This window comes from Ruegeria sp. CF5 (genome assembly GCF_056537325.1).
In genome coordinates this window covers 213,808-240,006 of sequence record NZ_JBQFRI010000005.1, presented here as the reverse complement: position 1 = coordinate 240,006, position 26,199 = coordinate 213,808, and the positions used below count along the sequence as shown (strand labels likewise).

General features: G+C 58.2%; 25 protein-coding genes and 1 riboswitch. Of the genes, 17 read left to right on the top strand and 8 right to left on the bottom strand.

Annotated elements, in window-relative coordinates:
- Positions 1-46 precede the first annotated feature (46 nt).
- The 6 genes from ACR0NW_RS14195 (at position 47) to smpB (ending at position 4,957) form a co-directional block, all read left to right on the top strand.
- Positions 47-793 (top strand): SDR family oxidoreductase, encoded by a 747-nt coding sequence (locus ACR0NW_RS14195; RefSeq protein ID WP_480450859.1) that lies wholly within the window; start codon positions 47-49, stop codon positions 791-793.
- Positions 794-850: 57 nt separating this feature from the next.
- The gene (locus tag ACR0NW_RS14190) at positions 851-1,870 is read left to right on the top strand and encodes a P1 family peptidase (RefSeq protein ID WP_480450857.1); all 1,020 of its coding nucleotides are present in this window, start codon (positions 851-853) and stop codon (positions 1,868-1,870) included.
- 115 nt (positions 1,871-1,985) lie between these two features.
- Positions 1,986-2,399, top strand: a complete 414-nt coding sequence (locus tag ACR0NW_RS14185; RefSeq protein ID WP_480450855.1) for a c-type cytochrome — start codon at positions 1,986-1,988, stop codon at positions 2,397-2,399.
- 171 nt (positions 2,400-2,570) lie between these two features.
- Positions 2,571-3,113: an isopentenyl-diphosphate Delta-isomerase gene (gene idi, locus ACR0NW_RS14180; RefSeq protein WP_170653609.1), complete on the top strand. Its 543-nt coding sequence runs from the start codon at positions 2,571-2,573 to the stop codon at positions 3,111-3,113.
- A 55-nt stretch (positions 3,114-3,168) separates the two neighbouring features.
- On the top strand, positions 3,169-4,419 hold the full coding sequence (locus ACR0NW_RS14175; protein ID WP_480450853.1) for a flavin-dependent oxidoreductase: 1,251 nt from the start codon (positions 3,169-3,171) through the stop codon (positions 4,417-4,419).
- A 61-nt stretch (positions 4,420-4,480) separates the two neighbouring features.
- On the top strand, positions 4,481-4,957 hold the full coding sequence (gene smpB, locus ACR0NW_RS14170) for an SsrA-binding protein SmpB (RefSeq protein WP_480450851.1): 477 nt from the start codon (positions 4,481-4,483) through the stop codon (positions 4,955-4,957).
- A gap of 14 nt (positions 4,958-4,971) precedes the next feature.
- Here smpB and ACR0NW_RS14165 read toward each other — a convergent pair whose 3' ends face one another.
- From ACR0NW_RS14165 to panB, 4 genes are all read right to left on the bottom strand, one after another.
- Positions 4,972-6,636, bottom strand: a complete 1,665-nt coding sequence (locus ACR0NW_RS14165; RefSeq protein WP_480450850.1) for a sulfatase-like hydrolase/transferase — start codon at positions 6,634-6,636, stop codon at positions 4,972-4,974.
- Between the two features lie 18 nt (positions 6,637-6,654).
- On the bottom strand, positions 6,655-7,884 hold the full coding sequence (locus tag ACR0NW_RS14160; RefSeq protein ID WP_480450848.1) for a DUF3179 domain-containing (seleno)protein: 1,230 nt from the start codon (positions 7,882-7,884) through the stop codon (positions 6,655-6,657).
- Between the two features lie 174 nt (positions 7,885-8,058).
- Entirely contained in the window at positions 8,059-8,910 is an 852-nt protein-coding gene (gene panC / locus ACR0NW_RS14155) for a pantoate--beta-alanine ligase (protein ID WP_480450847.1), read from the bottom strand.
- On the bottom strand, positions 8,907-9,746 hold the full coding sequence (gene panB, locus ACR0NW_RS14150) for a 3-methyl-2-oxobutanoate hydroxymethyltransferase (RefSeq protein WP_480450845.1): 840 nt from the start codon (positions 9,744-9,746) through the stop codon (positions 8,907-8,909). Before panB ends, panC begins: the two co-directional genes overlap by 4 nt.
- A 171-nt stretch (positions 9,747-9,917) precedes the next feature.
- Here panB and ACR0NW_RS14145 point away from each other — a divergent pair, with 171 nt between their 5' ends.
- The 11 genes from ACR0NW_RS14145 to cobO all read left to right on the top strand — a co-directional run bounded on the left by ACR0NW_RS14145 (position 9,918) and on the right by cobO (position 21,892).
- Positions 9,918-11,405, top strand: coding sequence for an ABC transporter substrate-binding protein (locus ACR0NW_RS14145; protein WP_480450843.1), 1,488 nt, complete (start codon positions 9,918-9,920; stop codon positions 11,403-11,405).
- 96 nt (positions 11,406-11,501) lie between these two features.
- Entirely contained in the window at positions 11,502-12,536 is a 1,035-nt protein-coding gene (locus ACR0NW_RS14140) for a ligand-gated ion channel (RefSeq protein WP_480791878.1), read from the top strand.
- A 40-nt stretch (positions 12,537-12,576) separates the two neighbouring features.
- On the top strand, positions 12,577-13,524 hold the full coding sequence (locus tag ACR0NW_RS14135) for an ABC transporter permease (RefSeq protein ID WP_170653624.1): 948 nt from the start codon (positions 12,577-12,579) through the stop codon (positions 13,522-13,524).
- Positions 13,521-14,336, top strand: a complete 816-nt coding sequence (locus tag ACR0NW_RS14130) for an ABC transporter permease (RefSeq protein ID WP_480450840.1) — start codon at positions 13,521-13,523, stop codon at positions 14,334-14,336. Before ACR0NW_RS14135 ends, ACR0NW_RS14130 begins: the two co-directional genes overlap by 4 nt.
- On the top strand, positions 14,333-15,931 hold the full coding sequence (locus tag ACR0NW_RS14125; RefSeq protein WP_480450838.1) for an ABC transporter ATP-binding protein: 1,599 nt from the start codon (positions 14,333-14,335) through the stop codon (positions 15,929-15,931). Before ACR0NW_RS14130 ends, ACR0NW_RS14125 begins: the two co-directional genes overlap by 4 nt.
- A gap of 49 nt (positions 15,932-15,980) precedes the next feature.
- Positions 15,981-17,432 (top strand): aldehyde dehydrogenase family protein, encoded by a 1,452-nt coding sequence (locus tag ACR0NW_RS14120; protein WP_480450836.1) that lies wholly within the window; start codon positions 15,981-15,983, stop codon positions 17,430-17,432.
- A gap of 254 nt (positions 17,433-17,686) precedes the next feature.
- Positions 17,687-17,834, top strand: a riboswitch (FMN riboswitch).
- Between the two features lie 73 nt (positions 17,835-17,907).
- Positions 17,908-18,348 (top strand): 6,7-dimethyl-8-ribityllumazine synthase, encoded by a 441-nt coding sequence (locus ACR0NW_RS14115; protein WP_480450834.1) that lies wholly within the window; start codon positions 17,908-17,910, stop codon positions 18,346-18,348.
- A gap of 149 nt (positions 18,349-18,497) precedes the next feature.
- Positions 18,498-19,598: a chorismate synthase gene (gene aroC / locus ACR0NW_RS14110; protein WP_480450833.1), complete on the top strand. Its 1,101-nt coding sequence runs from the start codon at positions 18,498-18,500 to the stop codon at positions 19,596-19,598.
- Positions 19,599-19,635: 37 nt separating this feature from the next.
- Positions 19,636-20,244, top strand: coding sequence for an HD domain-containing protein (locus ACR0NW_RS14105; RefSeq protein WP_480450831.1), 609 nt, complete (start codon positions 19,636-19,638; stop codon positions 20,242-20,244).
- Positions 20,245-20,298: 54 nt separating this feature from the next.
- A complete protein-coding gene (locus ACR0NW_RS14100; RefSeq protein ID WP_170653639.1) occupies positions 20,299-21,234 on the top strand; it encodes a DMT family transporter in 936 nt (311 codons plus the stop codon).
- 58 nt (positions 21,235-21,292) lie between these two features.
- Entirely contained in the window at positions 21,293-21,892 is a 600-nt protein-coding gene (cobO, locus tag ACR0NW_RS14095; RefSeq protein ID WP_170653641.1) for a cob(I)yrinic acid a,c-diamide adenosyltransferase, read from the top strand.
- A gap of 21 nt (positions 21,893-21,913) precedes the next feature.
- Here cobO and ACR0NW_RS14090 read toward each other — a convergent pair whose 3' ends face one another.
- The 4 genes from ACR0NW_RS14090 to ACR0NW_RS14075 all read right to left on the bottom strand — a co-directional run bounded on the left by ACR0NW_RS14090 (position 21,914) and on the right by ACR0NW_RS14075 (position 26,072).
- Complete coding sequence (locus ACR0NW_RS14090) at positions 21,914-23,434, bottom strand: trimethylamine methyltransferase family protein (RefSeq protein ID WP_480450829.1); 1,521 nt, start codon at positions 23,432-23,434, stop codon at positions 21,914-21,916.
- A 220-nt stretch (positions 23,435-23,654) separates the two neighbouring features.
- On the bottom strand, positions 23,655-24,020 hold the full coding sequence (locus tag ACR0NW_RS14085) for an SPW repeat domain-containing protein (RefSeq protein WP_480450827.1): 366 nt from the start codon (positions 24,018-24,020) through the stop codon (positions 23,655-23,657).
- 110 nt (positions 24,021-24,130) lie between these two features.
- Entirely contained in the window at positions 24,131-25,081 is a 951-nt protein-coding gene (locus tag ACR0NW_RS14080) for an AraC family transcriptional regulator (protein WP_480450981.1), read from the bottom strand.
- A 124-nt stretch (positions 25,082-25,205) separates the two neighbouring features.
- Positions 25,206-26,072, bottom strand: a complete 867-nt coding sequence (locus tag ACR0NW_RS14075) for a branched-chain amino acid aminotransferase (protein WP_480450825.1) — start codon at positions 26,070-26,072, stop codon at positions 25,206-25,208.
- Positions 26,073-26,199 lie beyond the last annotated feature (127 nt).

Below are 26,199 nucleotides of genomic sequence, written 5' to 3'. Positions count from 1 at the left end.
ACACGTTGCTACTCTGCCTGCCGAAGTGTCAGGAGAGGGCAACATCATGAGGCTGGAGGGAAAAACCGCGATTGTGACCGGCGGTGCGTCCGGGTTTGGCGCGGGGATCGTTGCAAAGTTCATTGCTGAAGGCGCGCGGGTTATGATCGCCGATATCAATGGCGAAGCGGCCGAGGTCATGGCAAGCCAGCAGGGTCCGAACGCCTTGGCCTATCGCGTGGACATTGCCGATGGCGCGTCTGTCGGGACGATGGCGAACGCCGCCCTGACGACCTTTGGGCAGGTCGACATTCTTGTTAACAATGCGGGCGTGACCCATTTACCGACACCGCTGGAAGACGTGAGCGAAGACGAATTCGACCGGGTCTTCAACGTGAACATGAAATCCGTCTATCTGACAGCGCGTGCGCTTGTCCCACATATGAAAGAACAGGGCAGTGGCGCCATTCTGAACGTCGCCTCGACCGCCGGATTGTCCCCCCGCCCGAACCTCAACTGGTACAATGCTTCAAAGGGCTGGATGATCACAGCGACCAAGACGATGGCGGTTGAGCTGGCCCCTTCCGGCATTCGCGCCAATGCGATTTGTCCGGTGGCAGGGGAAACCCCCCTGCTCAAGTCATTTCTGGGCGAAGACACGCCCGAGATGCGCGCCAAATTTCTGTCCACGATTCCCATTGGCCGGTTTTCGACACCACAGGACATGGGCAATGCCGCCTGCTTTCTGTGCTCGGACGAGGCAAGCATGATCACAGGTGTCGCGATGGAGGTTGACGGGGGCCGCTGCATCTGACCCGCCTGAAACGCCTGCGCCAGAGACTGAGTTCCCCAGCCTGAAAATGAGGTCAGAATGAATCCAGGACCCAGAAACCTGATTACCGATATCCCCGGCCTCAGGGTCGGCAACGCGCAGGATGACAGGCTGAAATCCGGTGCGACGGTTCTGACTGCGGACGATCCGTTCACCGCATCCGTTCATGTCATGGGGGGCGCGCCGGGAACTCGTGAAACGGATCTGCTGGCGCCGGACAAATCTGTGGCAAAAATTGACGCGCTGGTCCTGTCCGGCGGATCTGCCTATGGGCTTGATGCCTGCTCAGGCGTATCGGATGCCTTGCGCGCGCAGGGCCGCGGGTATCGCGTGGCGGATGCCGTCATTCCGATTGTACCCGGAGCGATCATTTTCGATCTGCTGAACGGCGGTGAAAAGGACTGGCAGGAAAACCCCTATCGCTCACTGGGCCGGAAGGCGTTCGAGGCCGCTGCGCCTGAATTTGATCTTGGAACCACCGGTGCCGGAACCGGGGCGCTGACCGCCATGCTGAAGGGTGGATTGGGATCGGCGTCAATTGTGCTGGATTCGGGCATCACGGTCGGCGCACTGGTTGCCGCAAATCCCATGGGAACGGTCACGACGCCGGGTGATCGTCATTTCTGGGCTGCTAGTTTCGAGATTGGTGATGAGTTCGGCGGTCTGGGCCCTGACCCTTCTTCAGGTCTGGGACGCGGATTTGACAGCCGCAAAATGCTGACCATGAAGGCGCTGGCACAGGAGCGCGCGAACACTACAATCGCCGTCGTTGCAACAGATGCGGCTCTGACAAAGGCGGAATGCCAGCGCATGGCCATTGCCGCCCATGACGGCGTGGCGCGGGCCATTGTTCCCGCGCATTCTCCGGGGGACGGGGATCTTGTCTTCAGCGTCAGCACCGGTGCCCGTCCTTTGCAGGAGGCAGAGCAGGGTCTGACTGCGATTGGTCACGCCGCCGCCTTATGCCTGAGTCGGGCGATCGCGCGGGCGATTTTTCTGGCGACCCCGCACGACAATGACCTTTTGCCCTGCTGGTCCGAGTTTCAAGATCACGATTAGTCACATCTGGTGGAATTCAGTGCGGCACGTTGCCCTCGCGTGGCAATCTGCGCGTTGACACTTCGGGTATGGAGCGCTCCATTCTAATCAGCCAAATCTTATCGGAGCATGAGCTATGAAATGGATTACCGCTACAGCGCTTGTCGGCCTTATGGCCGTTCCCGCCTTTGCTGAAGGTGATGCCGAGAAGGGAAAAAAGACCTTCAACAAATGCAAATCGTGCCACATGATCGAGGCCCCGGACGGCGAGGCCATCGTCAAAGGTGGCAAGACCGGGCCGAACCTTTACGGCATCGCGGGGCGCACAGCGGGCACGCTTGAAGGTTTCAAATATGGCGAAAGCATCGTCGAAGCCGGGGAAAACGGTCTGGTCTGGGACGAGGCGAGCTTTGTCGAATATTCTCAGGACCCAAAGGCATTCCTGAAATCCTATCTGGACAGCACGTCCGCCAAATCCAAGATGACCTTCAAACTCAAAAGCGGTGGCGAAGACGTTTATGCCTATATCATGAGCGTTTCGGCTGAATAAGCCCTGACAAACCAGAGTTGAGAATGCGCAAAAGGCCGCAGCCCCTGCGGCCTTTCGTGCGCTTGATCAGCAGGCGGTTCGACGTCACCTTGGTGCCGATAGTGGCCCGTCCGGCCACCCCAAAGCCCGTGTAGCATGCCGGACCGGCACAGCGGCAGCAGGAGACGTCAAATGGGAATACTGATCCCGGCCTGGGTCGATGGCGAACTGGCCCCGGTTGACAAGCTGGAGGCGCACGAACAGGGCCTCAAGCACAAGGCGGTGTCGGTCTTTGTTGTACGCGGAACCGAAATCCTGATGCAGCGCCGCGCCCTTGGAAAATACCACACGCCGGGCTTGTGGGCGAACACATGTTGTACCCATCCGGATTGGGATGAAAACTCTTCGGTCTGTGCCGTGCGCCGACTGCGCGAGGAACTCGGGATTACCGGGCTTTACCCCGAATACCGCCATCGGCTGGAATATCACGCCGATGTCGGCAATGGCATGGTCGAGAACGAAGTGGTCGATGTATTTCTTGCCCACGCGCGCGGTCCGCTGAAAATCGAGCCTAATCCGGACGAAGTGATGGAAATCCGGTGGGTCGATTATCACGACCTGCTGGCCGAGGTTCGTCGCCACCCCGAGCGCTTTACGCCCTGGTTAAAGATTTATCTGCACAATCATGCGGACACGATTTTTGGCCCGGATCTGATCATCTCGGCCAAAAGCTGAACCTTGCAGTTACGCGTTTTGCCTGCTTCTGTGTCCGCAACGGGAGGGGTTGCGGATGACAGTATTGATTGCAGGCGGTGGTATCGCGGGGCTGAGCCTTGGTCTGACATTGCATCAGATCGGTGTTCCGTTCCGGATATTTGAGGCCGCCCGGGAAATCCGCCCCATGGGTGTCGGTATCAACCTGCAACCCAACTCGGTTCGAGAACTTTTTGATCTGGGCCTTGGTGACGCGCTTGAGAATATTGCAGTGCGCACCCGGCAATACGGCTTTTATTCCAAACTGGGAAAAACCATCTGGGAAGAACCGCGCGGTCTTTGGGCTGGCTACGCCTGGCCGCAATATTCAGTGCATCGCGGCGCATTGCAGATGATGCTCTACCACACATTGCTCGAGCGGGCCGGACAGGACAGCGTTCTGCCCGGCAAACGCGCGGTGGGCTATGAGACCGACGATAATGCGACGCTGTTGCTGGAGGATGGGACGCGCGCTGAAGGGGTGATTCTGATTGGTGCAGACGGCATCCATTCGGCGTTACGGGCACAGATGTATCCCGACGAAGGCGAGCCGATCTGGAATGGCAGGGTGCTGTGGCGTGCAACCACGCGCGCGCCTGAGTATTTCGGCGGGGCCGCCATGGTGATGGTCGGGCATGACACGCTGCGGCTGGTGGCATATCCGATCTCGCAATCGGACAGTGACGGGCAGGCGACAATTAACTGGATTGCCGAAAAGCGGTTTCCGCTGGATGCCACATGGAAGAAAGAAGACTGGAACCGTGCCGCCAATATCGACGACTTTCTATCGGATTTTCAGGATTGGCGATTTGACTGGATCGACATTCCTGCCCTGATCCGCGGCGCTGAGGTGGTGTACGAATACCCTATGGTGGATCGCGATCCGCTGCCGCGATGGACAGATGGCCGGGTAACGTTGATGGGTGATGCGGCGCACCCGACCTATCCTGTCGGGTCCAATGGCGCCAGTCAGGCAATTGTCGACGCACGCCTGCTTGGTGCCAGAATGTTGGAACATGGCGTATCCCCAGAGGCGTTGTGCGCCTATGAGGCCGAGGTCCGGCCACTTACAACCGCCGTTGGAAACGCCAACAGGGCAGGCGGTGGGCCGGATGGCGTCTTGCAAAGGGTCGAAGACCTTTGTGGTGGCGATTTTGAGGATATCGATCAGGTGATCCCGCGCGCTGAATTGGCAGCGCATGCCGAGAAATACAAGACGATCGCCGGTTTCTCGATTGCCGAACTGAACGCCAGACCTGGCACGATTCCGGCGGGTGCACGTATTTGATCGGGCGCCATTTCCAAAGCCGACTTGCAAGGGGCGCATAAGCCGCATAAATCAACGCGTCATGGCCAAGCAGAAGACAGATCCGAACTACAAGGTGATTGCCGACAACCGGCGTGCCCGCTTCGATTACGCGATCGAGGACGATATCGAGTGCGGCGTCGTGCTGGTCGGGTCCGAGGTCAAGGCTCTGCGCGCGGGCGGCTCGAACATTGCTGACAGCTATGCAGCCGTCGAAGACGGAGAGTTGTGGCTGGTGAACAGCTATATCCCGCCCTACGAACAGGCCAAGGTCTTCAAACACGAAGAACGCCGCCGCCGCAAACTGTTGGTGTCGCGCAAGCAGATGTCGGACCTGTGGAACGCAACGCAGCGCAAGGGCATGACGCTGGTGCCTTTGGTGCTGTATTTCAACCACAAGGGTCTGGCAAAGGTGAAGATCGGCATCGCCAAGGGTAAGAAAACCCATGACAAGCGCGAGACTCAGGCCAAGCGTGACTGGTCACGGCAAAAGCAGAGGCTTTTGAAAGATCACAGCTGACGTCGTGTCAGGCCCTATTTCTGAACGGATGCGCGCTTGATCTGAAACGCCTCAACCGCTTTGGCAGTCTCGGGCCGAATATTTTCCACACCTTCATATGGCATGCCAAAGGCGGGTGGTTGGTCCGGGTATTTTTCCTTGCGGGCCAGATGGCGGCCAAGGATGCGGACAAACTCCTGTCCGCCCCAGGCGCCCACTTCGGTTGAAACCGGATACTTCTCGTGCGTGTCGCGGTAGATATCATAAAACTCGGCCAGAATGGGGCTTTCGCCGGGTGCCGGCAGGTTCAGGCGCAGCTTGTCCTTTACGATCGCCTTGGGCTTGTCCACCGAATAGATGATCACACTGTCACGGCGGCCTTTGGTTTCATCCTCGAACAGGATCGAGGCCGACTGATCCACACCATCCACCAGACGATCGGTCGGGATATGGCTTTCGGCCCCGGCAAAGCGCGACAGCGTTGTATAGAGGTCAGAGACATGAATGATGTTGTTGATCATCGAATCCGCCTCGATCATGCCGGGCCAGCGAATAAAGGCATCGACGCGGACGCCGCCTTCGGTCGTATCTCCCTTGCCGCCCTTGTAGATCATCGGTGAAAAACCGGATTGCGGGGCATACTTGGTGAAATGGCCGTTGTCGCCCATCACGATGACAACCGTGTTTTCGGTCAATCCCAGTGCATCAATTTCTGCAAACAGATCGCCCAGCCACCCATCCAGCTGTTGCATCTTGTCGACATACAGACCCCCGTTGGGGCTTTGCGGTCCATCGCGCCCGGTTCGGGTATTATCCAGCGGGATCATGGGCCAGTATTGCAGGAAAAATGGCTCTGACCCGTCCGCCATCCGCCTCAGTTCGTCCAGCGTCTTGTCCTGAAACGCCTGATTCATCTCGTCATATTTTGCCGAGTTCCAGCGCTCGCCAGCCTCCATCCGAATTTCGCGGACAGGTCCGCCAGCCTCGCCTTCGATGACGGTCATCATCGCCGATGCGTCTGGCCTGAACAGATCGTCCAGAGTGTAAATCGGGTCGAAATCCGCGATTCCGACCGAGACCTGCTCGCGGATTGCGTCGTCATGAAAGATCGTCAGCTGACCCTGCTGGTGAATCGCGTGCTGGGCATAGTCGAATCCCTGATTCATCGCCCAGCTTTCGGCGATGTCACCCATGTGCCATTTCCCTACATGGCTGGTTGCATAGCCTGCCTGTTTCAGCACCTCGGCCAGCGTGACCTCATTTCCAGGCAGGCCGAACCCGGCGATGTCGACCGTGGTGTCGCCCATGCCCATGCGAACAGGCAACCGGCCGGTCATTTGCGCAACACGCGTCGGTGTGCATGAGGGTTCGGTATACATGCGTACCATACGCATTGCCTGATCGGAAAACGCGTTGATATTCGGCGTCTCATATCCGCGAACGGCGTTCAGCTCGGGGATTCCCATATCGCCGAATCCCATATCGTCAATCAGCACGCTGATGATATTCGGGGGTTTGCCCGCGTTTGCTGCGCGAAATTCCTCGAGCACTGCGTTCACCGCCGCATCATCCTGCGCCCACTGGTCCGCGTGCTGTGCCTCAAGGATGTAGTATTCGGAATCGTGCACGATATCCGTGCCCTGCGCCGCAGCCGTGGTTGCTGCGGTTCCCAATGCAAAAACCAAACAAAGACTCTTCACAATACTCCCCCTTGCTTGTCAGGCGGCTTTGACCTGATCGGAAACACGATTGATATCGGTATGCGGAAAAAACTCGACCCAGACATGCCAGAACATGCCCGGCTTCAGCACCTCGACACGCTCCAGCTTGCCAGCCGGGGTATTGCCGAAGAAATCAATCTCGGTGATCGGAGCGCCGGTGGTGTTATACCAGACCCCCAGACTATCGTAGCGGGGATGCCAGGCCACAACGACATGCTGACCGCCGACCTGAGCGTTGATGATGTTGCCGTGTTCGACAACGAAGTCGTCGGTCCAGCACACGGCATCGTCACCGATATTGACGCCCCAGACATAGGTCTTGTTATCCAGTCGCTCATCGGAATGGCTCATGTTGTCCATGACTGGCGCCGCTTCGCGATGCTGTTTGCCGATCGATGCCGAGAACAGCATTTCAAGCGCACTGTCGAACAGGAACAAGACCGGGTTGCCGGGCAGCTTGTTAAGAAACACCTTTCCATCGGGATAGGCCTTTTGAAAGCCCCGGAATGTCATCCGGAATGTGGGCCATGGTTTCATCGCCTGCGACGGCTTCAGCGGGCAGACCGCGCCAGATTCCGTTTGAGAACTGTCAGCTTCACGAAACCCATAAATCTGCTGGATCGGCTCGCCCGTCTTGTTGTCGCGCAGGATCAGGTTGTTACCGTGCTGGGCCAGTACCTCCAGGTCCAGCGGCTGGCCTTCGATCTCGGGTGTATAACCGATGCCCAGATTGGCCATCGCGCAAAAGGTCATTATCACATTCCGGCCACCCAGACCTTCGTCATTCCCGGCCAGATGCGGCCGCATGATCTGCGCATCCGGATGCGCGCGCGCGACACCATCGTTTTCGATGACCAGAACGGGGCTCGTGGGGCTGACGAATTCGCGGGCCTCGTCAATGCTGTAATAGTTGGCGGTGGATTTCTGATTTCGCAGACCGATATGCACCCAGACATACGGGAAACCGATCAGAACCAGACCCAAAAGCAGGGCAATCCAGTAAATCCATCCGGGTCCTGCCCCAAATGCAAAATGCATCAGGGTCATCAGGACCAGCCCGCCGACGGCCGCTGCCAGCAGCTGATACTCATTCCGGATAAAGCGCACCATATTCTCGCGCCTGACCTTGAGGACCATTTGGCTGACGTCGCCCAGGTCCCGAAAATAGATGAATCCAATCCCCAACGAAACAACCAGGCTGAGGTAAAAGATTATGTTTGCAAACATAAAACCCCTCCACGATTCCCGCCCATGTTATTCCGGGCGGGGCGTTACGCAAAGCCTGCACGCATTCAGATGAGTTATTTTAATGTTGGCACCAAGGGTCCGAGAGCTGGTTCCTTTCAGAGCCAACCCACAAAGGCAGCGGTGTCTCAGAGATCTCGCGACGCCTTCGCCTGATCAGGCTTTGGCAACTTCGAAATTGTCGATCAGCCTCACGCCGTCCGCCCACGCGGCGACGAACAGTCGGGCCGGACGGGATGCGTGGGTCAGTGGTTCAAGCGATTCGGCGCAGCGCAGCTCGACATATTCGACCTGCGAAAACCCGGCCGACAGCAAATCCACCTTTGCCTGATTTTCCAGCGCGTCAAAGGGATGTCCCTGAGACAAAGATTCGCTCAGCCGTCGCATGATGGTGCTTTTTTGCGCAGCGATATCCAGCCCTTCGGGTGACAGGCGCAGATTGCGCGACGACATGGCAAGACCCGAAGCTTCGCGCACGGTGGGGCAGCCTATGACCTCAATAGGAATGTCCAGATCGCGGGCCATGCGGCGAACGACCATCAGTTGCTGAAAGTCCTTTTCACCGAAATAGGCTCTGTCTGCCTGCGTCTGCAGGAACAGTTTGGCAACCACAGTGGCCACTCCGTCAAAGTGGCCGGGGCGGAACTCGCCCTCCATCACATCCGTCAGACCGGCAACCGCCACCGTTGTGGCAAAGCCGGTGGGATAAATCTGATCCGGGTCCGGAACATAGATTGCGTCAACACCATAGGGGACCAGTTTGGCGGCATCTTCATTCTCGGTGCGCGGGTACTTGGCCAGATCTTCGGGATTGTTGAACTGCTTGGGGTTCACGAAAATGGTCACGATGACCCTGTCACATCCGGCTTTGGCGGCCTCGACCAGTGACAAATGGCCCTGATGCAGCGCGCCCATGGTCGGCACAATGCCTATTTCCTCGCCGTTGCGTTTCCACTCACTTACCTGCGCACGCAGGTCGGTGAGGCGGCGCAGGATCATGGCGGTCATGACTTTGGTCCCTTCTGCGGCACTTGATCCGCAAAGACATGCTCGTCTGCAGGAAACGAGCGCGCGCGCACCTCGGCGGCGTATTCGGCGATTGCTGCTTCGGCCTTCGGACCGAGATCTGCATAACGTTTGACGAACTTCGGTTTGAATGCGGTGAAAAAACCCAGCATGTCATCGACCACCAGTATCTGCCCGTCGCAGCCCGCAGATGCGCCGATGCCAATGGTCGGAACAGGTATTTCAGCTGTAATTCTGTCGGCCAATCCCTGCGGAATCTTCTCTAACACGACGGAAAACGCGCCCGCATCGGCGACGGCGCGGGCATCCGCCAGTACCGCCTCGGCCTGCTCATCGCGGCCCTGAACCTTGTAGCCACCCAGCGTATTGATCGATTGCGGCGTCAGCCCGATGTGGGCCATCACCGGGATGCCGCGTTTCACGAGAAACCGGATCGTCTCGGCCATCTCGACCCCGCCTTCCAGCTTGACGGCGCCCGCGCCGGTTTCGGCCATCAGCCTGGCGGCGTTTCTGAACGCCTGCGCCGCGTCGTGTTCATAGCTGGAAAAGGGCATGTCGATGACCATCATCGCGCTTTCCAGACCACGTGCCACGGCCTGCCCGTGCAGGATCATCATTTCCATGGTCACGCCAAGGGTCGAGGTCAGCCCGTGCAGCACCATACCCACACTGTCGCCCACCAGAACGAAATCACAATGGGCGTCCATCAGCCTTGCCATTGGTGTTGTGTAGGCGGTCAGGCTGACCAGAGGATCGCCCCCTTTTCGGGCGCGAATATCCTCGGCGTTCGGGGCTTTCTTGCGGGCGGTGGCGCTCATGCTCACTCCTGCGGCGTTCATATTGCAGTGCGGCATAGCAGAGAGTGCGCCTGCAGAGAAACCCCGGTTGCGCGAACATTCCCTTGATTGACCCAAAGTTTGCAGGAACACTGTGGTGGTATTGGTCGCCCTACGAAAAGGGCCAACCGGTTATTCAGGGGAGAAAAATTTATGGGACAGCCGCTCTTTCGCACCTTCGCTTCGGCCTTGGCGGTCGGTGCAAGCCTGTTGGCTACACAGGCACTGGCAAAGTCGGACATCACGATCGCCATGCAGCTCGAGCCGCCGCATCTGGACCCGACCAGCGCCGCCGCGCAGGCGATTGATTCGGTCGTTTATACCAACGTCTTCGAAGGACTGACCCGTTTCATGGGCGATGGATCGATCGTACCGGGGCTGGCGGAAAGCTGGGAAATTTCGGACGACGGCAAGGTCTATACCTTCAAACTGCATGACGGGGTGACCTTTCATGACGGTTCGGCCATGGATGCCGAGGACGTCAAATTCAGTCTGGACCGTGCCCGCGCCGAAGACAGCGCCAATGCGCAAAAAGCGCTGTTTGACGGAATCGAAAGTGTCGAGGTCATGGACCCGCTGACGGTCAAGGTGACGCTGAGTGAGCCGAACGGGAATTTCCTGTTCAACATGGCATGGGGTGATGCCGTGATCGTTGCGTCGGAAAGCATCGAAGACATCAAAACCAACCCGGTCGGAACCGGTGCATACAAGTTCGGCGAATGGGTTCAGGGCGACAAGATCGTGCTGGAGCGCAATCCGGATTATTGGGGGGAACAGCCTGCGCTGGAGCAGGCAACGTTCAAGTTCATCTCGGACCCGACCGCAGCCTTTGCCGCAGTCATGGCCGAAGATGTTGACGTGTTCTCAGGCTTCCCGGCACCCGAGAACCTGCCGCAATTCGAGGCAGACCCAAGGTTTCAGGTTCTGGTCGGATCGACCGAGGGTGAAACGATCCTGTCCACCAACAACAAGCAGCCGCCGTTTGATGACGTCCGCGTGCGGCAGGCGATTGCCCATGCCATCGACCGTCAGGCCATCATCGACGGGGCTATGTTTGGGTATGGTACGCCCATCGGCACTCATTTTGCGCCCCATCATCCGGCCTATGTCGATTTGACCGGAAATTCGGCCCATGACCCGGAAAAGGCCAAGGCGCTGCTGGCAGAAGCCGGGTTTTCGGATGGGTTTGAAACCACCCTGCACCTGCCGCCGCCATCCTACGCGCGCCGCGGGGGCGAGATCATTGCCGCACAACTGGCCGAGGTCGGCATCAAGGCCGAAATCATCAATGTCGAATGGGCGCAATGGCTTGAAAGTGTATTCAAGGGCAAGGATTTTGGCCTGACTATCGTCAGCCATACCGAACCGATGGATATCGGCATTTACGCACGGCCGGATTACTATTTTCAGTACAACAATCCCGAGTTCCAGCAACTGATGGAAACGCTGAACTCCACGACCGATCCTGCGGAACGGGACAAACTGCTGGGTGACGCGCAGCAGATCATCGCCGAGGATTTCGTCAATGGTTACCTGTTCCAGCTGGCTGCGCTGAGTGTTGCCAAAGCGGGCGTTCAGGGGTTGTGGGTAAACGCTCCGACGGCAGCCAACGACCTTACGGCTATCACCTGGTCTGAATAACGACCCTTTCCGGGGCCTCATCCTGAGGCCCCTAATTCTTTATTAACTATGTGGATTTTTCGTTTCATAAATTCGGCGGCTTTGCATCTGACGGCATTGGTAACTGCGCTGGTGCTATCCGGGGCATCCCTTGATGCGCAGGAACTGTTCAGCGGCCAGTTGGGCGATCTGGTGGGAACGCCCGAAAACCCTCTGGAAGTTGGCGTTGGAATCAAGATCGACCAGATCACCAGCGTTGATCAGAAGGCTGAAAACTATGGCGCAGTTGTTGTCTTGCGGTTCGAATGGATTGACCCGGCGCTGGCCTTTGATCCCGAGGTGCTGGGGCGGGATATCCGGGTCCTTGATCCGTCGACACTGCTCAAACAAGCTGCTGAAATAGGCACTATTGTTCCGGCTTTTGTCATTCACAACCAGCAATCCAATCGCTGGATTCACGAAGCCGCCGCCGCACTGCGCCATGACGGGCGGGTTCTGTACGTGGAAAAATCGTCTCTGACCCTTCAGGCGCCCCACTTTAATTTCCTCAAATACCCGTTCGATACGCAGGAATTCCACTTTGAGGTGGTGTCTGTGTTTCCGTCGGACTTTGTGACCTATTTCCCCATGGACGAATTTTCCGGCCTCGGCGACCTGCTGGGCGAAGAGGAATGGATACTCGATAACGCCCGAATTCTCCAATCCACTGTCACGGGTTTCTCAGGGCGCGACAGCGATCAGGTTGAACTGGTCTTCGAAGGCAAACGGCATCTGACCTATTACGTGATCCGGGTATTCCTGCCGATGCTGGTCCTGATCACGGTTGGCTGGGCACTGTTCTTTCTGGATGAATATCGCAGGCGGATCGAGATTGCGGGCGGCAACCTGCTGGTATTTGTCGCCTTCAACTGGGCGATTTCAGCCGATCTGCCAAAGCTGGGGTACCTGACGTTTCTGGACTTCATCCTACAATGCATGTTCGTGATGACCGGGGCGATCATTGTTTTCAATGTTGCCCTGCGGAAAATCAAAACAACCGGTCGCGAAGCATTGGCCAGAAAACTCGACAACTACGCGATCAAGTGGATCTACCCTTTGGGATATGCAGCAATCGTCGGTTACGCGGTTTTTGCCTATTTGCTGGTGCCTTAGGTGCTGGACCCGGACCCGAACCACCCCTAACGTGGCGCTGATGCTTCGTTATGCGCTCAAACGGCTGTTTTCGCTGGCCCTTAGTCTGGCTGTGGCTTCGATCGTCATCTTCGCGGTGATCGAGGTGGCACCGGGTGATCCTGCTTCTTTCATGCTGGGTGTCAATGCGCAGCCCGACACGCTGGCAGCACTCAGGGCCGAGCTTGGACTGGATGTCCCCAAAACCCAGCGGTACTTCGATTGGATCGGCGGGATGCTGAGCGGAGATTTCGGTACCTCCTACACCTATCGTACACCGGTTTCAGGCATGATTGCGGACAGGTTGTGGGTCTCATTACCTTTGGCGCTTTATGCACTGGCCCTGTCCACGCTGATCGCCTTTCCGGCAGGAATTTATGCTGCCGCGCGTCGGGGCAAACCCGGCGATCTGGCTGTCATGGGGACCACACAGTTGGGGATTGCGGTGCCGAATTTCTGGTTCGCCATGATGCTGGTGCTGATTTTCGCCATTAATCTGCGTTGGTTCAATGCCGGTGGTTTTGCTGGCTGGGACAAAGGGCTGTGGGCTGGGCTGCATTCGCTGACACTGCCCGCAATCGCCCTTGCGCTACCGCAAGCAGCCATTCTAGCGCGCGTCATGCGCTCGGCCCTGCTGGATATTCTGGGCGAGGATTTCATGCGCACTGCACGCGCCAAAGGTCTCAGCCGCCGTCAGGCGCTGTGGCGGCATGGGGTGCGCAATGCGCTGATCCCGGTGCTGACGATCATCGGGTTGCAGTTTTCATTCCTGCTGGCCGGGTCGATCATCATCGAACAGGTCTTCTATCTTCCGGGTCTGGGAAGGCTGGTCTTTCAATCCATTTCCTCCCGAGACCTCATCGTGGTGGAATCTGTTGTCATGCTGCTGGTCTTTGCGGTTATCACCGTGAACTTCGTGGTGGACCTGGCCTATGCCGCCGTTGACCCCAGACTAAGGAGCAGGACATGAGCCGAAACCTGATCCTTGGCGCGATATTGTCTTCGCTCGTGCTACTGGCTGCGCTGATCTCGTTTGTCTGGACGCCTTACGACTACGCGGCGCTGGATATCCCGGCCAAGCTGCAACCCCCCAATGCGCAGCACTGGTTCGGTACGGATCATTTCGGGCGCGACATATTCTCGATGATCATGGTCGGCGCGCGCACCTCGATCGCGGTGGCGCTGGTGGCGGTGGGCATCGGCATGGCGCTGGGCGTGCCCCTTGGCCTGACAGCAGCAGCGCGCAAAGGGTCCTGGTTGGATGAGCTGATCATGCGCGGCAACGATCTGGTCTTTGCGTTCCCGTCGCTCGTCATCGCCATCCTGATCACGGCCGTCTTCGGGGCCGGGGCAATCAACGCCATCATCGCCATCGGTATCTTCAATATCCCCGTCTTTGCGCGCATCACGCGCGGGGCAGCCCTGTCGCTGTGGGAGCGGGAGTTCATCTTTGCCGCCCGCGTTGCTGGCAAGGGCGCGGCGCGCATTTCTGCCGAGCACATTCTGCCCAACGTGGCCAACCTGTTGATCGTGCAGGGCACCATTCAATTTTCGCTGGGTATCCTGGCCGAGGCGGGCCTGTCCTATGTCGGTCTGGGCGCGCAGCCGCCTACGCCCAGCTGGGGCCGGATGCTGGCCGATGCACAGACAATGGTCAGTATTGCCCCGCATTTGGCTCTGATTCCGGGGCTGGCAATCATACTGACGGTGCTGGGCCTGAACCTGATGGGCGACGGCCTGCGCGATTGGCTGGACCCACGGATCAGGGTGGCGCGCGCATGACCCTGTTGCAGATAGAAAACCTGTCGCTGTCGATCAACACGACCGAAATCCTGCGGGACGTCAGCCTGTCCATAGCGCCGGGCGAGATTGTTGCGGTCACCGGCGAAAGCGGCTCGGGCAAGTCGATGACGGCGCTGGCGATCATGCAATTGCTGCCTAGCGGGGCACAGAGCAGCGGGTCGGTTCTGCTTGAGGGGCAGGAGCTGTTGAATGGTTCCGAAGATGACATGTGCCGCCTGCGCGGTGCCTCGATCGGAATGGTGTTTCAGGAGCCGATGACCGCGCTCAACCCGGTCAAGACGATTGGCGATCAGGTGATGGAGACCATCCTGATCCACAAGGCGATGCCACCGGACAAGGCGCGGGATCGTGCGCAAGAGGTGCTGATCCGGGTAGGCCTGCCCCCTGACAGGTTTCCCCTGTCCCGCTATCCGCATGAACTGTCCGGCGGCCAGCGGCAGCGAGTGGTGATCGCGATGGCCATCGCTCTTCGCCCGAAGCTGCTGATCGCGGATGAGCCAACGACAGCGCTGGACGTGACGACTCAGGCGCAGATACTGGACCTGCTCAAGGGGCTCGTCATTGAATATGGTATGGGCCTGCTGATGATCACGCATGATCTGGCAGTGGTTGCCGACATGGCCGACCGGATCGTCGTGATGCGCCACGGTCAGGTGGTCGAGGCCGGGGAAACCGGCCACCTGTTGCGCAACATGCAGCATCCCTACACCCGCATGTTGTTCGAGGCTTCGGATCATCAGGTCGCCTTGCCTGATCCGCCCGAACCCAACCCCCTGCTGGTAGTGTCGGACGTTGTGCGCGACTATCGCCTGCCGCGAAAACGTCTGTTTGAATCCCCGGGGCATCATCGTGCTGTCGATCACGTCAGCTTTGCGCTGAACAAGGGTGAGCGGTTGGGGCTGGTGGGTGAGTCCGGGTGCGGGAAATCGACTCTGACACGGGCCATTTTGGGGCTGGAGGAGGTTCAGTCGGGGGAAATCCTGCTGGACGGTCAGCCGGTTTTCACCGGCCACAAACCCAATCTGGCGGTGCGCCGCAAAATGCAGGTGGTGTTTCAGGACCCGTTCGGCAGTTTCAATCCCCGCCATCGCGTTGCGCGGCTGATAACCGAACCGTTCCACTTGTTGGAAACGCCCCCGACCGGATCAGAGCGGCAGGATCGGATTGCCGAGATGCTGACCGCAGTCGGTCTTGGTCCGGATGACGCGGGCAAGTACATCCACGAATTTTCGGGCGGGCAACGCCAGCGGATTGCCATTGCCCGCGCCCTGATCATCCGGCCGGAACTTATCCTGTTTGACGAGGCTGTATCGGCCCTCGACGTTTCGGTCAGGGCTCAGGTTCTCGATCTGCTGGCCGAACTGTGCGCAACCTATGATCTGACCTACCTGTTCATCAGCCACGACCTGAGCGTCGTGCGCACAATCACTGACCGGGTGATGGTGATGCAGGCAGGTCAGATCGTCGAGCAGGGGGAAACCGAGCAGGTGTTTGCCGATCCCCAGCACAGCTACACCCAAAAACTGATCGCGGCGGCGCCGACCTTGCCGAACTTTGCAAGAGGTGCGGCGTGAAACATGGATTTTTCCCTATTCAGGGCCTGATTTTGTCAAGGAGGCACCAATGAGCAACCCAATATGGTTCGATCCCGGCCATTGTCTGATTGGTGACCAGTGGATACCTGCATCTTCCGGTGAAACCCTTGTCCTGACAAACCCCTCCGATGGATCTGAAATCTGCCGTATCGCGCGCGGCGGACCTGCCGAGGTAGATCAGGCCGTTCAGGCAGCGCACCTTGCGATGGAGGGGGAGTGGGGCCGTTCAACGGCATTGGAACGAGGCCGCATCCTTGCCCGATTGGGGCAGCTGGTGCTGGAACGGGTCGATGAGCTTGCCGTGCTCGAAGCGATGGATGTGGGCAAACCCCTGACACAGGCACGCGCGGATGCCTTGGCTCTGGCGCGATATTGCGAGTTCTACGGGGGGGCGGCGGACAAGGTGATGGGCGAAACCATTCCCTATCTGGATGGCTATACCGTTTATACGCTGCGCGAACCGCATGGGGTCACGGGGCATATCGTGCCGTGGAACTATCCGATGCAGATCATCGGGCGCTCTGTCGGGGCCGCCTTGGCGATGGGTAACGCCTGTGTGCTGAAACCGGCAGAGGAGGCTTGTCTGACCGCGCTCGCCTTCGCCCATCTCGCGGTTGAGGCAGGGCTGCCAACCGGGGCCTTGAACGTCGTACCCGGATTGGGGGCCGAGGCGGGTGCGGCCCTGTCCGGCCATCCGGGAGTCGATCACATCTCATTCACCGGATCGGTTGCCACGGGCGCTCTGGTCCAGCAGGCAGCAGGGAAAAACGTGGTCCCGGTGACGCTGGAACTGGGTGGCAAGTCCCCGCAACTGGTCTTTGACGACGCCGATCTGGATGAGGCGCTGCCGTTTCTTGTGAATGCGGGCATACAGAATGCCGGTCAGACCTGCTCGGCTTCGTCCCGAATTCTGGTTCAGCGCGGCGTATACGATCAGGTCAGGGCCAGAATGGCCGAGGCGTATTCAGACCTTACCGTCGGACCCGCACAAGAGGATTTGCGGGTTGGGCCGTTAATTTCAGCCCGGCAGAAAGAGATCGTCAGCGGGTTTCTGGCCAAGGGCAGCGATCTGAACACCGCCGCGCAGGGCCGGGTGGTCGACCATGCGCCTGAAACCGGGGCTTACGTGCGCCCAACGCTGTTTGCCGACGTACCGCCGGATCACGTTCTGGCACGGGATGAAATCTTTGGACCGGTTCAGGTGCTGATCCCGTTCGACACCGAAGACGAGGCCATAAAAATCGCCAACGGGACAGAGTATGGGCTGGTCGCCAGTATCTGGACGCGGGACGGCGCCCGGCAGATGCGTCTGGCCAAGCACCTGCGCGCGGGTCAGGTCTTTATCAACAATTATGGCGCCGGTGGCGGCGTGGAATTGCCATTTGGTGGCGTGGGCAAATCAGGCCACGGGCGGGAAAAAGGGTTCGAGGCGCTGTATGGGTTCTCGCAACTGAAAACGGTGGCCGCCCGCCATGGCTAGATTGGGGCGGGATCTGCTGCCAGCCAGCGGGTGATGATTGCTTCTGCCCACGTCGATTGGGATGGGATAGTGAAAGCCCTTTGACGGCTTTAATGTCAGTCGTTCCTTAAAGCATCCATGATCCTGGGCCTTCGGAGGCCTAATTTATTTTTGCGCGCGTGTTCTTCCCCGAAATAACTGGGGCGGAGCATACTCTGCCCCTCTGACCTTGTTCATTTGCTCTTGCAGATGCAGCCCTCCATTTGGCAAGCTTGCACCGTTCTCAGGGCGGGGCGGAATTCCCCACCGGCGGTATGCGGATTATCTCCGCAAGCCCGCGAGCGGCTTCTGGTAACGGAAGTGTCAGCAGATCTGGTGAGATGCCAGAGCCGACGGTTACAGTCCGGATGAAAGAGAACGTGCAGGCCACGCCGCGATCCGGCGCGGCTGCTCGTGATCGCCTTGGGTGACGTGTCTGTTACGAAAGGAGATCACAATGACACACACCCGCTATGCATTCGTCAAAGCCAACTGGCATTCCGATATCGTCGACCGCGCATTGGATGGATTCCTCGAATTGATCCACGCCGATAAGGTCGATGTTTTCGATGCCCCCGGCGCCTTCGAAATGCCACTGCTGGCCCGCGATCTGGCCCAGACCGGCAAATACGCTGCAATTGCCTGTGCCGCCTTCGTCGTGGACGGGGGCATCTATCGGCATGATTTCGTGGCGCAGGCCGTCGTCGACGGGCTGATGCGCGCGTCTCTCGATACCGGCGTTCCAGTTCTGTCCGTATCGCTAACACCCCATCAGTATCAGGAAACCGATCATCACAATGCGATCTACCGCGCGCATTTCGTCCAGAAAGGCCGCGAAGCCGCGCAGGCTGCCCTGCAGATAACCCAAACACGCCAGAAACTCGATAACGCGGCCTGACCGCTACATCTTGTTTCAAATCCGGTGGTGGTGAATTGAGCCACCGGCTCAAGAGGGGGCAACGCCCCCTCCTTTGCCCTTGTCAAACGCAAATCCGCTTGAGGCCAAGGACACTCCCCGCTAATCACATCGTTCAAAGGAGCACGCCCATGTCGATGAACAGCTTTGGCCATCTTTTCCGCGTCACCACCTGGGGCGAAAGCCACGGTCCGGCGCTGGGCGCGACTGTCGATGGTTGCCCGCCGGGCGTGCAGATTGACGAAGCGATGATCCAGCACTGGCTGGACAAGCGTAAGCCCGGTCAGAACAAGTTTACCACGCAACGGCGCGAAGCGGACGCGGTGAAAATAATGTCGGGCGTGTTCGAAGGGCAAACAACGGGCACCCCGGTCCAGCTGATGATCGAAAACACCGATCAGCGGTCCAAGGACTACGGCGACATCATGGACAAGTTCCGCCCGGGCCACGCCGATATCACCTATTGGCAAAAATACGGTATCCGCGACTATCGCGGCGGCGGTCGCAGCTCGGCCCGCGAAACAGCTGCGCGGGTGGCAGCCGGTGGGCTGGCGCGTGAGGCGATCAAACAGCTGGCCCCGAATGTCCAGATTACCGGGTACATGGTGCAAATGGGTCCGTACAAAATAGACAGAGACCGTTTTGACTGGGTACAAATCGAACAAAACCCGTTCTGGACCCCCGACGCGCAGGCGGCCGGAGAATGGGCGGACTATCTGGACGAGCTTCGCAAATCCGGCAACTCGGTCGGCGCGGTAGTCGAGGTGGTTGCGCGCGGTGTCCCTGCTGGGCTTGGCGCGCCGGTTTATGCCAAGTTAGACACTGATCTTGCCGCCGCGATGATGTCGATCAACGCCGTCAAGGGTGTCGAGATCGGCGAAGGCATGGCCGCCGCCGAACTTACCGGTGAAGCCAATGCGGATGAGATTTTCATGGGTCAGAACGGCCCTCAATACAGCTCGAACCACTCAGGCGGCATTCTCGGCGGCATCTCGACAGGACAAGATATCGTTGTACGTTTTGCTGTTAAGCCAACGTCTTCGATCCTGACGACGCGCAAAACCATCACCAAGTCCGGTGAGGAGACCGAGATCATTACCAAGGGCCGTCACGATCCCTGCGTCGGTATCCGGGCGGTGCCCGTGGGTGAGGCCATGATGGCTTGCGTTATTCTGGACCACCTGCTGCTGCATCGCGGCCAGATCGGCGAAAACCGTGGTAAAATTGGCTGATCTTCGCAACCAATTCCGTAGCATCGCCGCGTCCCGCATGGCGACGGACCCGGCGCATGATCTTGCACATCTGGATCGTGTCTGGGTTAACGCCCGCGCCATCGCAGACGAGCAAACCGATATGCGCGTTCTGCTTGCTGCCTGCTATCTGCACGATTTGGTCAATTTGCCCAAAAACGCGCCTGACCGTCACCTTGCGTCTCGCCTGTCCGCGGAAGAATCAGAGCCTGTGCTGAAGGAAATCGGCTATTCGAGGACGGAAATTCAGGCCACGCAGCACGCTATTGCGGCCCATAGTTTCTCGGCTCAAATCCCACCTGAAACACAGGAAGCCCGCATTTTGCGCGATGCGGATCGTCTGGACGCGCTGGGTGCAATCGGTATTGCGCGCACTTTTTCGGTTTCTGGTTCACTGGGGCGGGAGCTTTATGACCCCGCGGACCCGTTTGCCAGCGCACGGGCCTTAGATGATCTGCGCTTTTCGGTCGATCACTGGAAGGTCAAATTACTGAACCTGCCTGACGATATGTTGACTGATGGTGGAAAAGTGATGGCCGGTGCCCGGATCCAGCGAATGATCCGGTTTCTTGAAGAATTTGCCGAAGAAATCGGCAGCGACCTGCCACCGGACTGGATACCAGATTAATCACGTCCCATCCGGGCGTTGATCTTTAGCCCATAAAGGCGCAGGGTCGCGCCGATGGCAAAATCCTTAACATCGCATCGACCCGTTCTTGCCGTGGTGCTCAAACTGAGCGCCCTTTTTCTGTTCACGGCGATGTCAGCGCTGGTCAAGGCTCTGTCGGATGACTTTCCGCCCGGCGAGATGGTGTTTTTCCGGTCGCTTTTTGCAATCCCGGTCATCGTCATCTGGTTGATTTCACGCGGAGAACTGGCGCACGGGTTCATTGTGAAAAAGCCATCGGGTCATTTCTGGCGCGGCGTTCTTGGGACAACCGCAATGGGGCTGACATTTACCGGGCTTAGTCTGTTGCCTTTGCCCGAGGTTACCGCAATTGGTTATGCGACGCCGATCTTTACCTTGATTCTGGCGGCGCTGATGCTGGGGGAACGTATCCGGATGATCCGCATCGGCGCTGTAGGGATCGGATTGCTTGGTGTTCTGATCATGTTGTGGCCCCGGCTGGGCAGCGGCGGAATGGAGACCGCCGCCACCATCGGCGCCCTGTGCGTGCTGGGTGCAACAATCGCCCGAGCTTTTGTGCAGATACACATCCGGCAACTGGTACAGGTCGATCATCCGGCAGCTATCGTGTTCTATTTCTCAGCGACCGCGACAGTACTGTCCGCCCTGACGGCCTTTTTCGGGTGGACCATGCCAACCTGGGAGCAGGCAGCGATATTGATCGCGATGGGACTGATTGGGGGCGTGGCGCAAATCCTTGTCACGTCATCTTATCGGTTTGGTCAGGCCTCGATGCTGGCGCCCTATGATTATACGACCATGCTGTTCGCCATTGTGATCGGGTACATCTGGTTTGACGAGTTGCCGACGTTGGTGATGTTGTCTGGGGCGGCATTGGTCATTGCAGGCAACGTTCTGGTGATTTGGCGCGAACGCCAGCTGGGGCTTGAACGTGGCAAGGCCCGATCGGTCACGGACCCCAAAGCATGACCTTTACCTTTTCCAAACTTCCCCTAGTTTGGCCCTGACAATGAAATGAGGTTCCCCCATGAGCGACGCCCAGGATCACAAGGAAAAGATGCAGCAGGTGCAGGCCCAGCACCGCAAGAAAGTGTCCGAGGCGGTTGATCCCGAACGCGGGCTGGTCCTGATCAACACCGGCAAGGGCAAGGGCAAATCCTCGGCTGCGTTCGGGGTCGTGATCCGGGCGCTGGGCTGGGGCAAGAAAGTCGCCGTTGTTCAGTTCATCAAGGGCAAGTGGAAAACCGGCGAGCGTCGGTTTTTTGAAGAACACAATCTGGTCACCTGGCACACGATGGGTGAGGGTTTTACCTGGGACACGCAGGATCGCGAACGCGATATCGCCGCCGCCACCGCTGCCTTTGGCAAGGCGCGTGCGCTGATGGAAAGCGGTGAATACGATCTGGTGGTTCTGGACGAGATCAATATCGCCCTGCGTTATGAATATCTTTCGGTGGCTGATGTTCTCGAGGGCCTGCAGGCCCGGTCCGACAAAACCAGCGTGTTCCTGACCGGTCGTGACGCTCCTCAGGAGTTGCGCGACTATGCTGATCTTGTCACCGAGATGACCGAGGAGAAGCACCCGTTTCAGGCAGGGATCAAAGCCCAGCGTGGCGTGGATTTCTGAATCGACGCGCGTCGGATCAAGCTAGTGCCAGATGTCCGGCAAGCTTGATTTCTTGCGCGCCATGAAATCCTGCAACGCCTCTTCGACCGCCTCGTCCAGAGGCGGTGCCTGAAAATCCGAAAGCTGCTTTTTCCACTTGGCATTGGCGCGGACCGCCATATCCGCGCCACCCCGCTCGGACCATGTTTCAAAGGGCTGCGTGTCGGACAGTTCGGCGTTGTAGAACGCGGTTTCGTAATTCCGGAGCGTATGGGCGCAGCCAAAGAAGTGTCCACCCGGCCCGACCTCGGTAAAGGCGTCCATCGCAAAGGCCTCGTCATTCAGGGGAAGCCCGGCCACAAATCGGTGCATCGCACCCAGATAATCCGCATCCATGACCAGCTTTTCGTATGAGATGGTCAGGGCGCCCTCCAGCCAGCCCGCCGATTGCAAAACAAAGTTCGCACCGCTCAGTACGGCGGCATGAAGGGCAGTTACGCTTTCCATCATGGATTGCGCGTCCGGCAGTTTCGAACTGGTAAACGCGCCCGAACAGCGGATGGGCAGACCAACACGTCTGGCAAGTTGCCCGGCCACATAAGACGCAAGCGCCGATTCCGGGGTGCCAAATGAAGGCGACCCGGATTTCAGATCCACCGAGGTGACGAAGTTGCCGAAAACTACAGGCGCCCCCGGGCGGACCAATTGTGCAAGTGCGCATCCGACAAGCACTTCGGAATAGGCCTGAGTGACTGCCGCGATCATCGATACCGGCGCTGTTGCACCACCCAGCACAAATGGAACGATGACGGGGCATTGATTGGCGGCGGCATAAGTTCGAATGGCGCCCGACATCGCATAATCGAACATCAAAGGTGAATTCATGTTGATGTTCGCCATGATCACACAGTTCTGGTCGGTGAATTCGTGTCCGAATGCAATGCGCGCCATCTCAATGCTGTCTTCTGCCCGTTCGGGTGCTGTGACTGACCCCATGAACGGCTTGTCGCTGTATTTCAGATGGGCAAAAACCATGTCCAGATGGCGTTTGTTCACCGGCAGATCGGTGGGTTCGCAGGTGGTCCCGCCGGAATGGTGCAGCCATGGGGACATGTAAACCAGCTTTGTCAGGTCCTGAAAATCGGCAATGGTGCCGTACCGGCGCCCCCGATCAAGGTCACTGACAAAGGGCATGCCATAGGCAGGACCAAACACCAGGTTGTTCCCGCCCAGATCCACCGTGCGATCCGGATTACGGGCGTGCTGACGGAATGTCCGCGGGGCCGTCTTCAGAAGACTCTGTATAAGGCCCGGCGGGAATTGTACCCTATCCCCCTGAATATCCGCCCCGGCTTCGCGCCAAAGTCGCAGCGCCTCGGGGTCGTCGATGAATCGGACGCCGACATCCCGCAATAGCTGCTCGGATCTGACCTCGATAAGCTCCAGCCCTTCTTCGCTCAGCATGTCATAGGGCGGAATTTCGCGCCGTACACCTGCGATGATTGCGGGCTTTAGCGTGCTTGGCACACGCCGGGCGGTGCGTCTTCGAATAGTGCGTTCCATGTCACATCCTGAAAACAGCTGTAATCAAAGACAGTTTCACAAGAAATGGTATCCGGAACTTCGCCGGATGCGACACGAGCCTCCAAACGCGACACAGCGGTTATCACGTTTTTGCGGATTCGTGGACCTGCTGCGCACTAAGCGCGGATACAATTCGGGCCGCGCATTTCTATATACGCGGCCCGGATTTTAGCGATTTGCCGGATCGGTTCCGGTTGTTTCAAGCTGTCACGCCCCGTTCAGGTGCACTGAGTAAAATCACCAGCACCACCGCTGCGCCGTTCAGCCAGTAATAGGCGGCATCCAGACCGGAAAAGCCCAAGAGACCTGGTGCAAACAGGAAAGTGATGCCGACAACAAGGTCCACTGCAAGGTGGAACCTGTATGGCAGAACCCTCCAGATACCCAGATGGTGATCGGTCAGTACGGTCAGAACAAAGGCCGCCACACCGGTGATCACCGAAAGCCAAAGCGCCATCGGGTTGGACTGCCCCAACCCCAGAACAAATGGCAGGATGACCAGCGCAAGGGCGACAGGATAGTCAAGATAGGCGTGCACTGTACGGGTCACAAAACGTAAAGACATTCGAGTTTCCTTTCCCTGGTTAAGATACCCCCAAGTTAGGAAAGTCATCCCGGACGCAGCAGCCCAGATCGTTTTGCATTCTTTGCAGATCGTTCAAAATCCGGCGCGTATTAATGCAACGCCCTGTAGGCCGCCGGTGACACCCCGATCTGTTTTTTGAACACGCGCGAAAATGCGGCCTCGGATGCGTATCCCACTTCGATCGCGGCATCAGCCACATTCCATCGGTTTTCCGTCAACCCGTGGCAGGCGATCTGCATCCGCCAGCTGGTCAGGTATTGCAAAGGCGTTGTTCCCATCTTTTGCGCGAACAGCTGCGCAAATGCCGTTCGTGACATGCCGGCCTCACGCGCAAGGGTTTCAACACTCCAGCTTTGCGCCGGAGAATGGTGAAACGCCGTCAGGGCGCGGGAAATACGGGGATCGGCAAACCCGGCCAGTGCCGCATTGTCCGGGCTTTGACGTTCGAGATAGGCCCGTATTGCCTGGGCAAACAGCACTTCAGACAGTTTCAGCGCAATCAGGTCGCCCCCAATACGCGCGCCGCCCACCTCCGAGCCGATCATGCGCAGTGTGGCTTCGATCCAGGTGCCCACTTCTTCGCCATAGTTTTCTATCAGAATGTATGGCGGCAACCGGTCAACCAACATGTGCCCTGCGCCCCGTTTGCCCGGCGCTTGCGTAAACGAGAAATGCCCGCAGATCAGCTGAGTGTCCCGGCCTTCTTCGGTCCCGCCATAGACCAGAACGCCATCGCCATTGTAACCGGCTGCTTCCAGCACGTTTTCCAGAGGTAAGGCATCCATCGGCCGCACTTCGTTACACAGCAGCGCATGCGCCGCGCCATGTGGAATAAGGATCAAATCCCCTTGTTTGAGCCTAAGCATATCTCCCGTTTCAGGTAAAAACACCTTGAGCTCGCCGCGTTGCACAAAGTGGAACCGCGCCACGTTTTCAAAACTTGGCACCTGAATTCCGAAGGGCGGCGTAAAGGAAGTTCGAAAATAGAATGTCCCCTTCAGGGACAGGCGGGTGAGGATATCGCTTAGCAGGTCCAACATGGCCAGAAGATAGGCAAGTATTGCCTTTCGTCCACTATGCTGAACGATCTGCAACACTATTTGGATGAATGGCACAAAAAAGCCCCCGCAAAATGCGGGGGCGGAAAAAGGTCGTGTATAATTCTCAGGACCGGACGAGTTTCTCGTAGTCCTCGGCGATTTCGCGGGTCAGATCACCAACTTCGAAGGTGTATTCACCAATCTGACCTACAGGTGTGACTTCGGCTGCAGTGCCGGTCAGCCAGCATTGTTCGAAATCTGACATCTCTTCGGGCATGATGTGGCGCTCATGCACGGTGATCCCTTTATCCTTCAGCATCTGAATCACGGTCTGACGGGTGATGCCGTTCAGAAAACAGTCCGGCAGCGGCGTATGAACTTCTCCGTCCTTGACGAAAAAGACGTTGGCGCCCGTCGCCTCGGCCACATAACCGCGGTAATCCATGAACAACGCATCCGAGCAGCCCTTGGCCTCGGCCTTGTGCTTGGAGATGGTGCAGATCATATACAGACCCGCCGCCTTTGCATGAACCGGAATGGTCTCGGGGCTGGGGCGTTTCCATTCAGCGATGTCCAGCTTAGCCCCCTGCATCTTTGCGTCGCCGTAATACGCTCCCCACGGCCAGACCGCGATGGCCATGCGAACCGGGTTCTGGGCGGATGCGACACCCATGTCATCGCCCGAACCACGCCAGACAACCACGCGGACATAAGCATCCTGCAATCCGCTGGCCTTCAGCGCCTCTTCTTTTGCGGCCTCAATCTGATCGACAGTGTAAGGCATTGGCATATCGAGGGCTTCTGCCGACGCAATAAGACGCTCGGAGTGTTCGCGGCTTTTGAAGATTTTACCATTGTATGCCCGCTCACCCTCGAACACGGACGAGGCATAGTGCATCGCGTGGGTCAGAATGTGCACCTTCGCGTCGCGCCAGGGTACCAGTTCGCCATCCATCCAGATGACACCTTCACGATCGTCATAGCCCGCCATGCTAACCTCCAAAACCGGCCTGAATTTCCGATTGTTGCGCCCAATAGGTCCGGAGTGGACATAATGTTGCGCAAAAACTGCGAGTCGATACCTGTTCACTATTGGAATGTCAACAACGCTGACATAA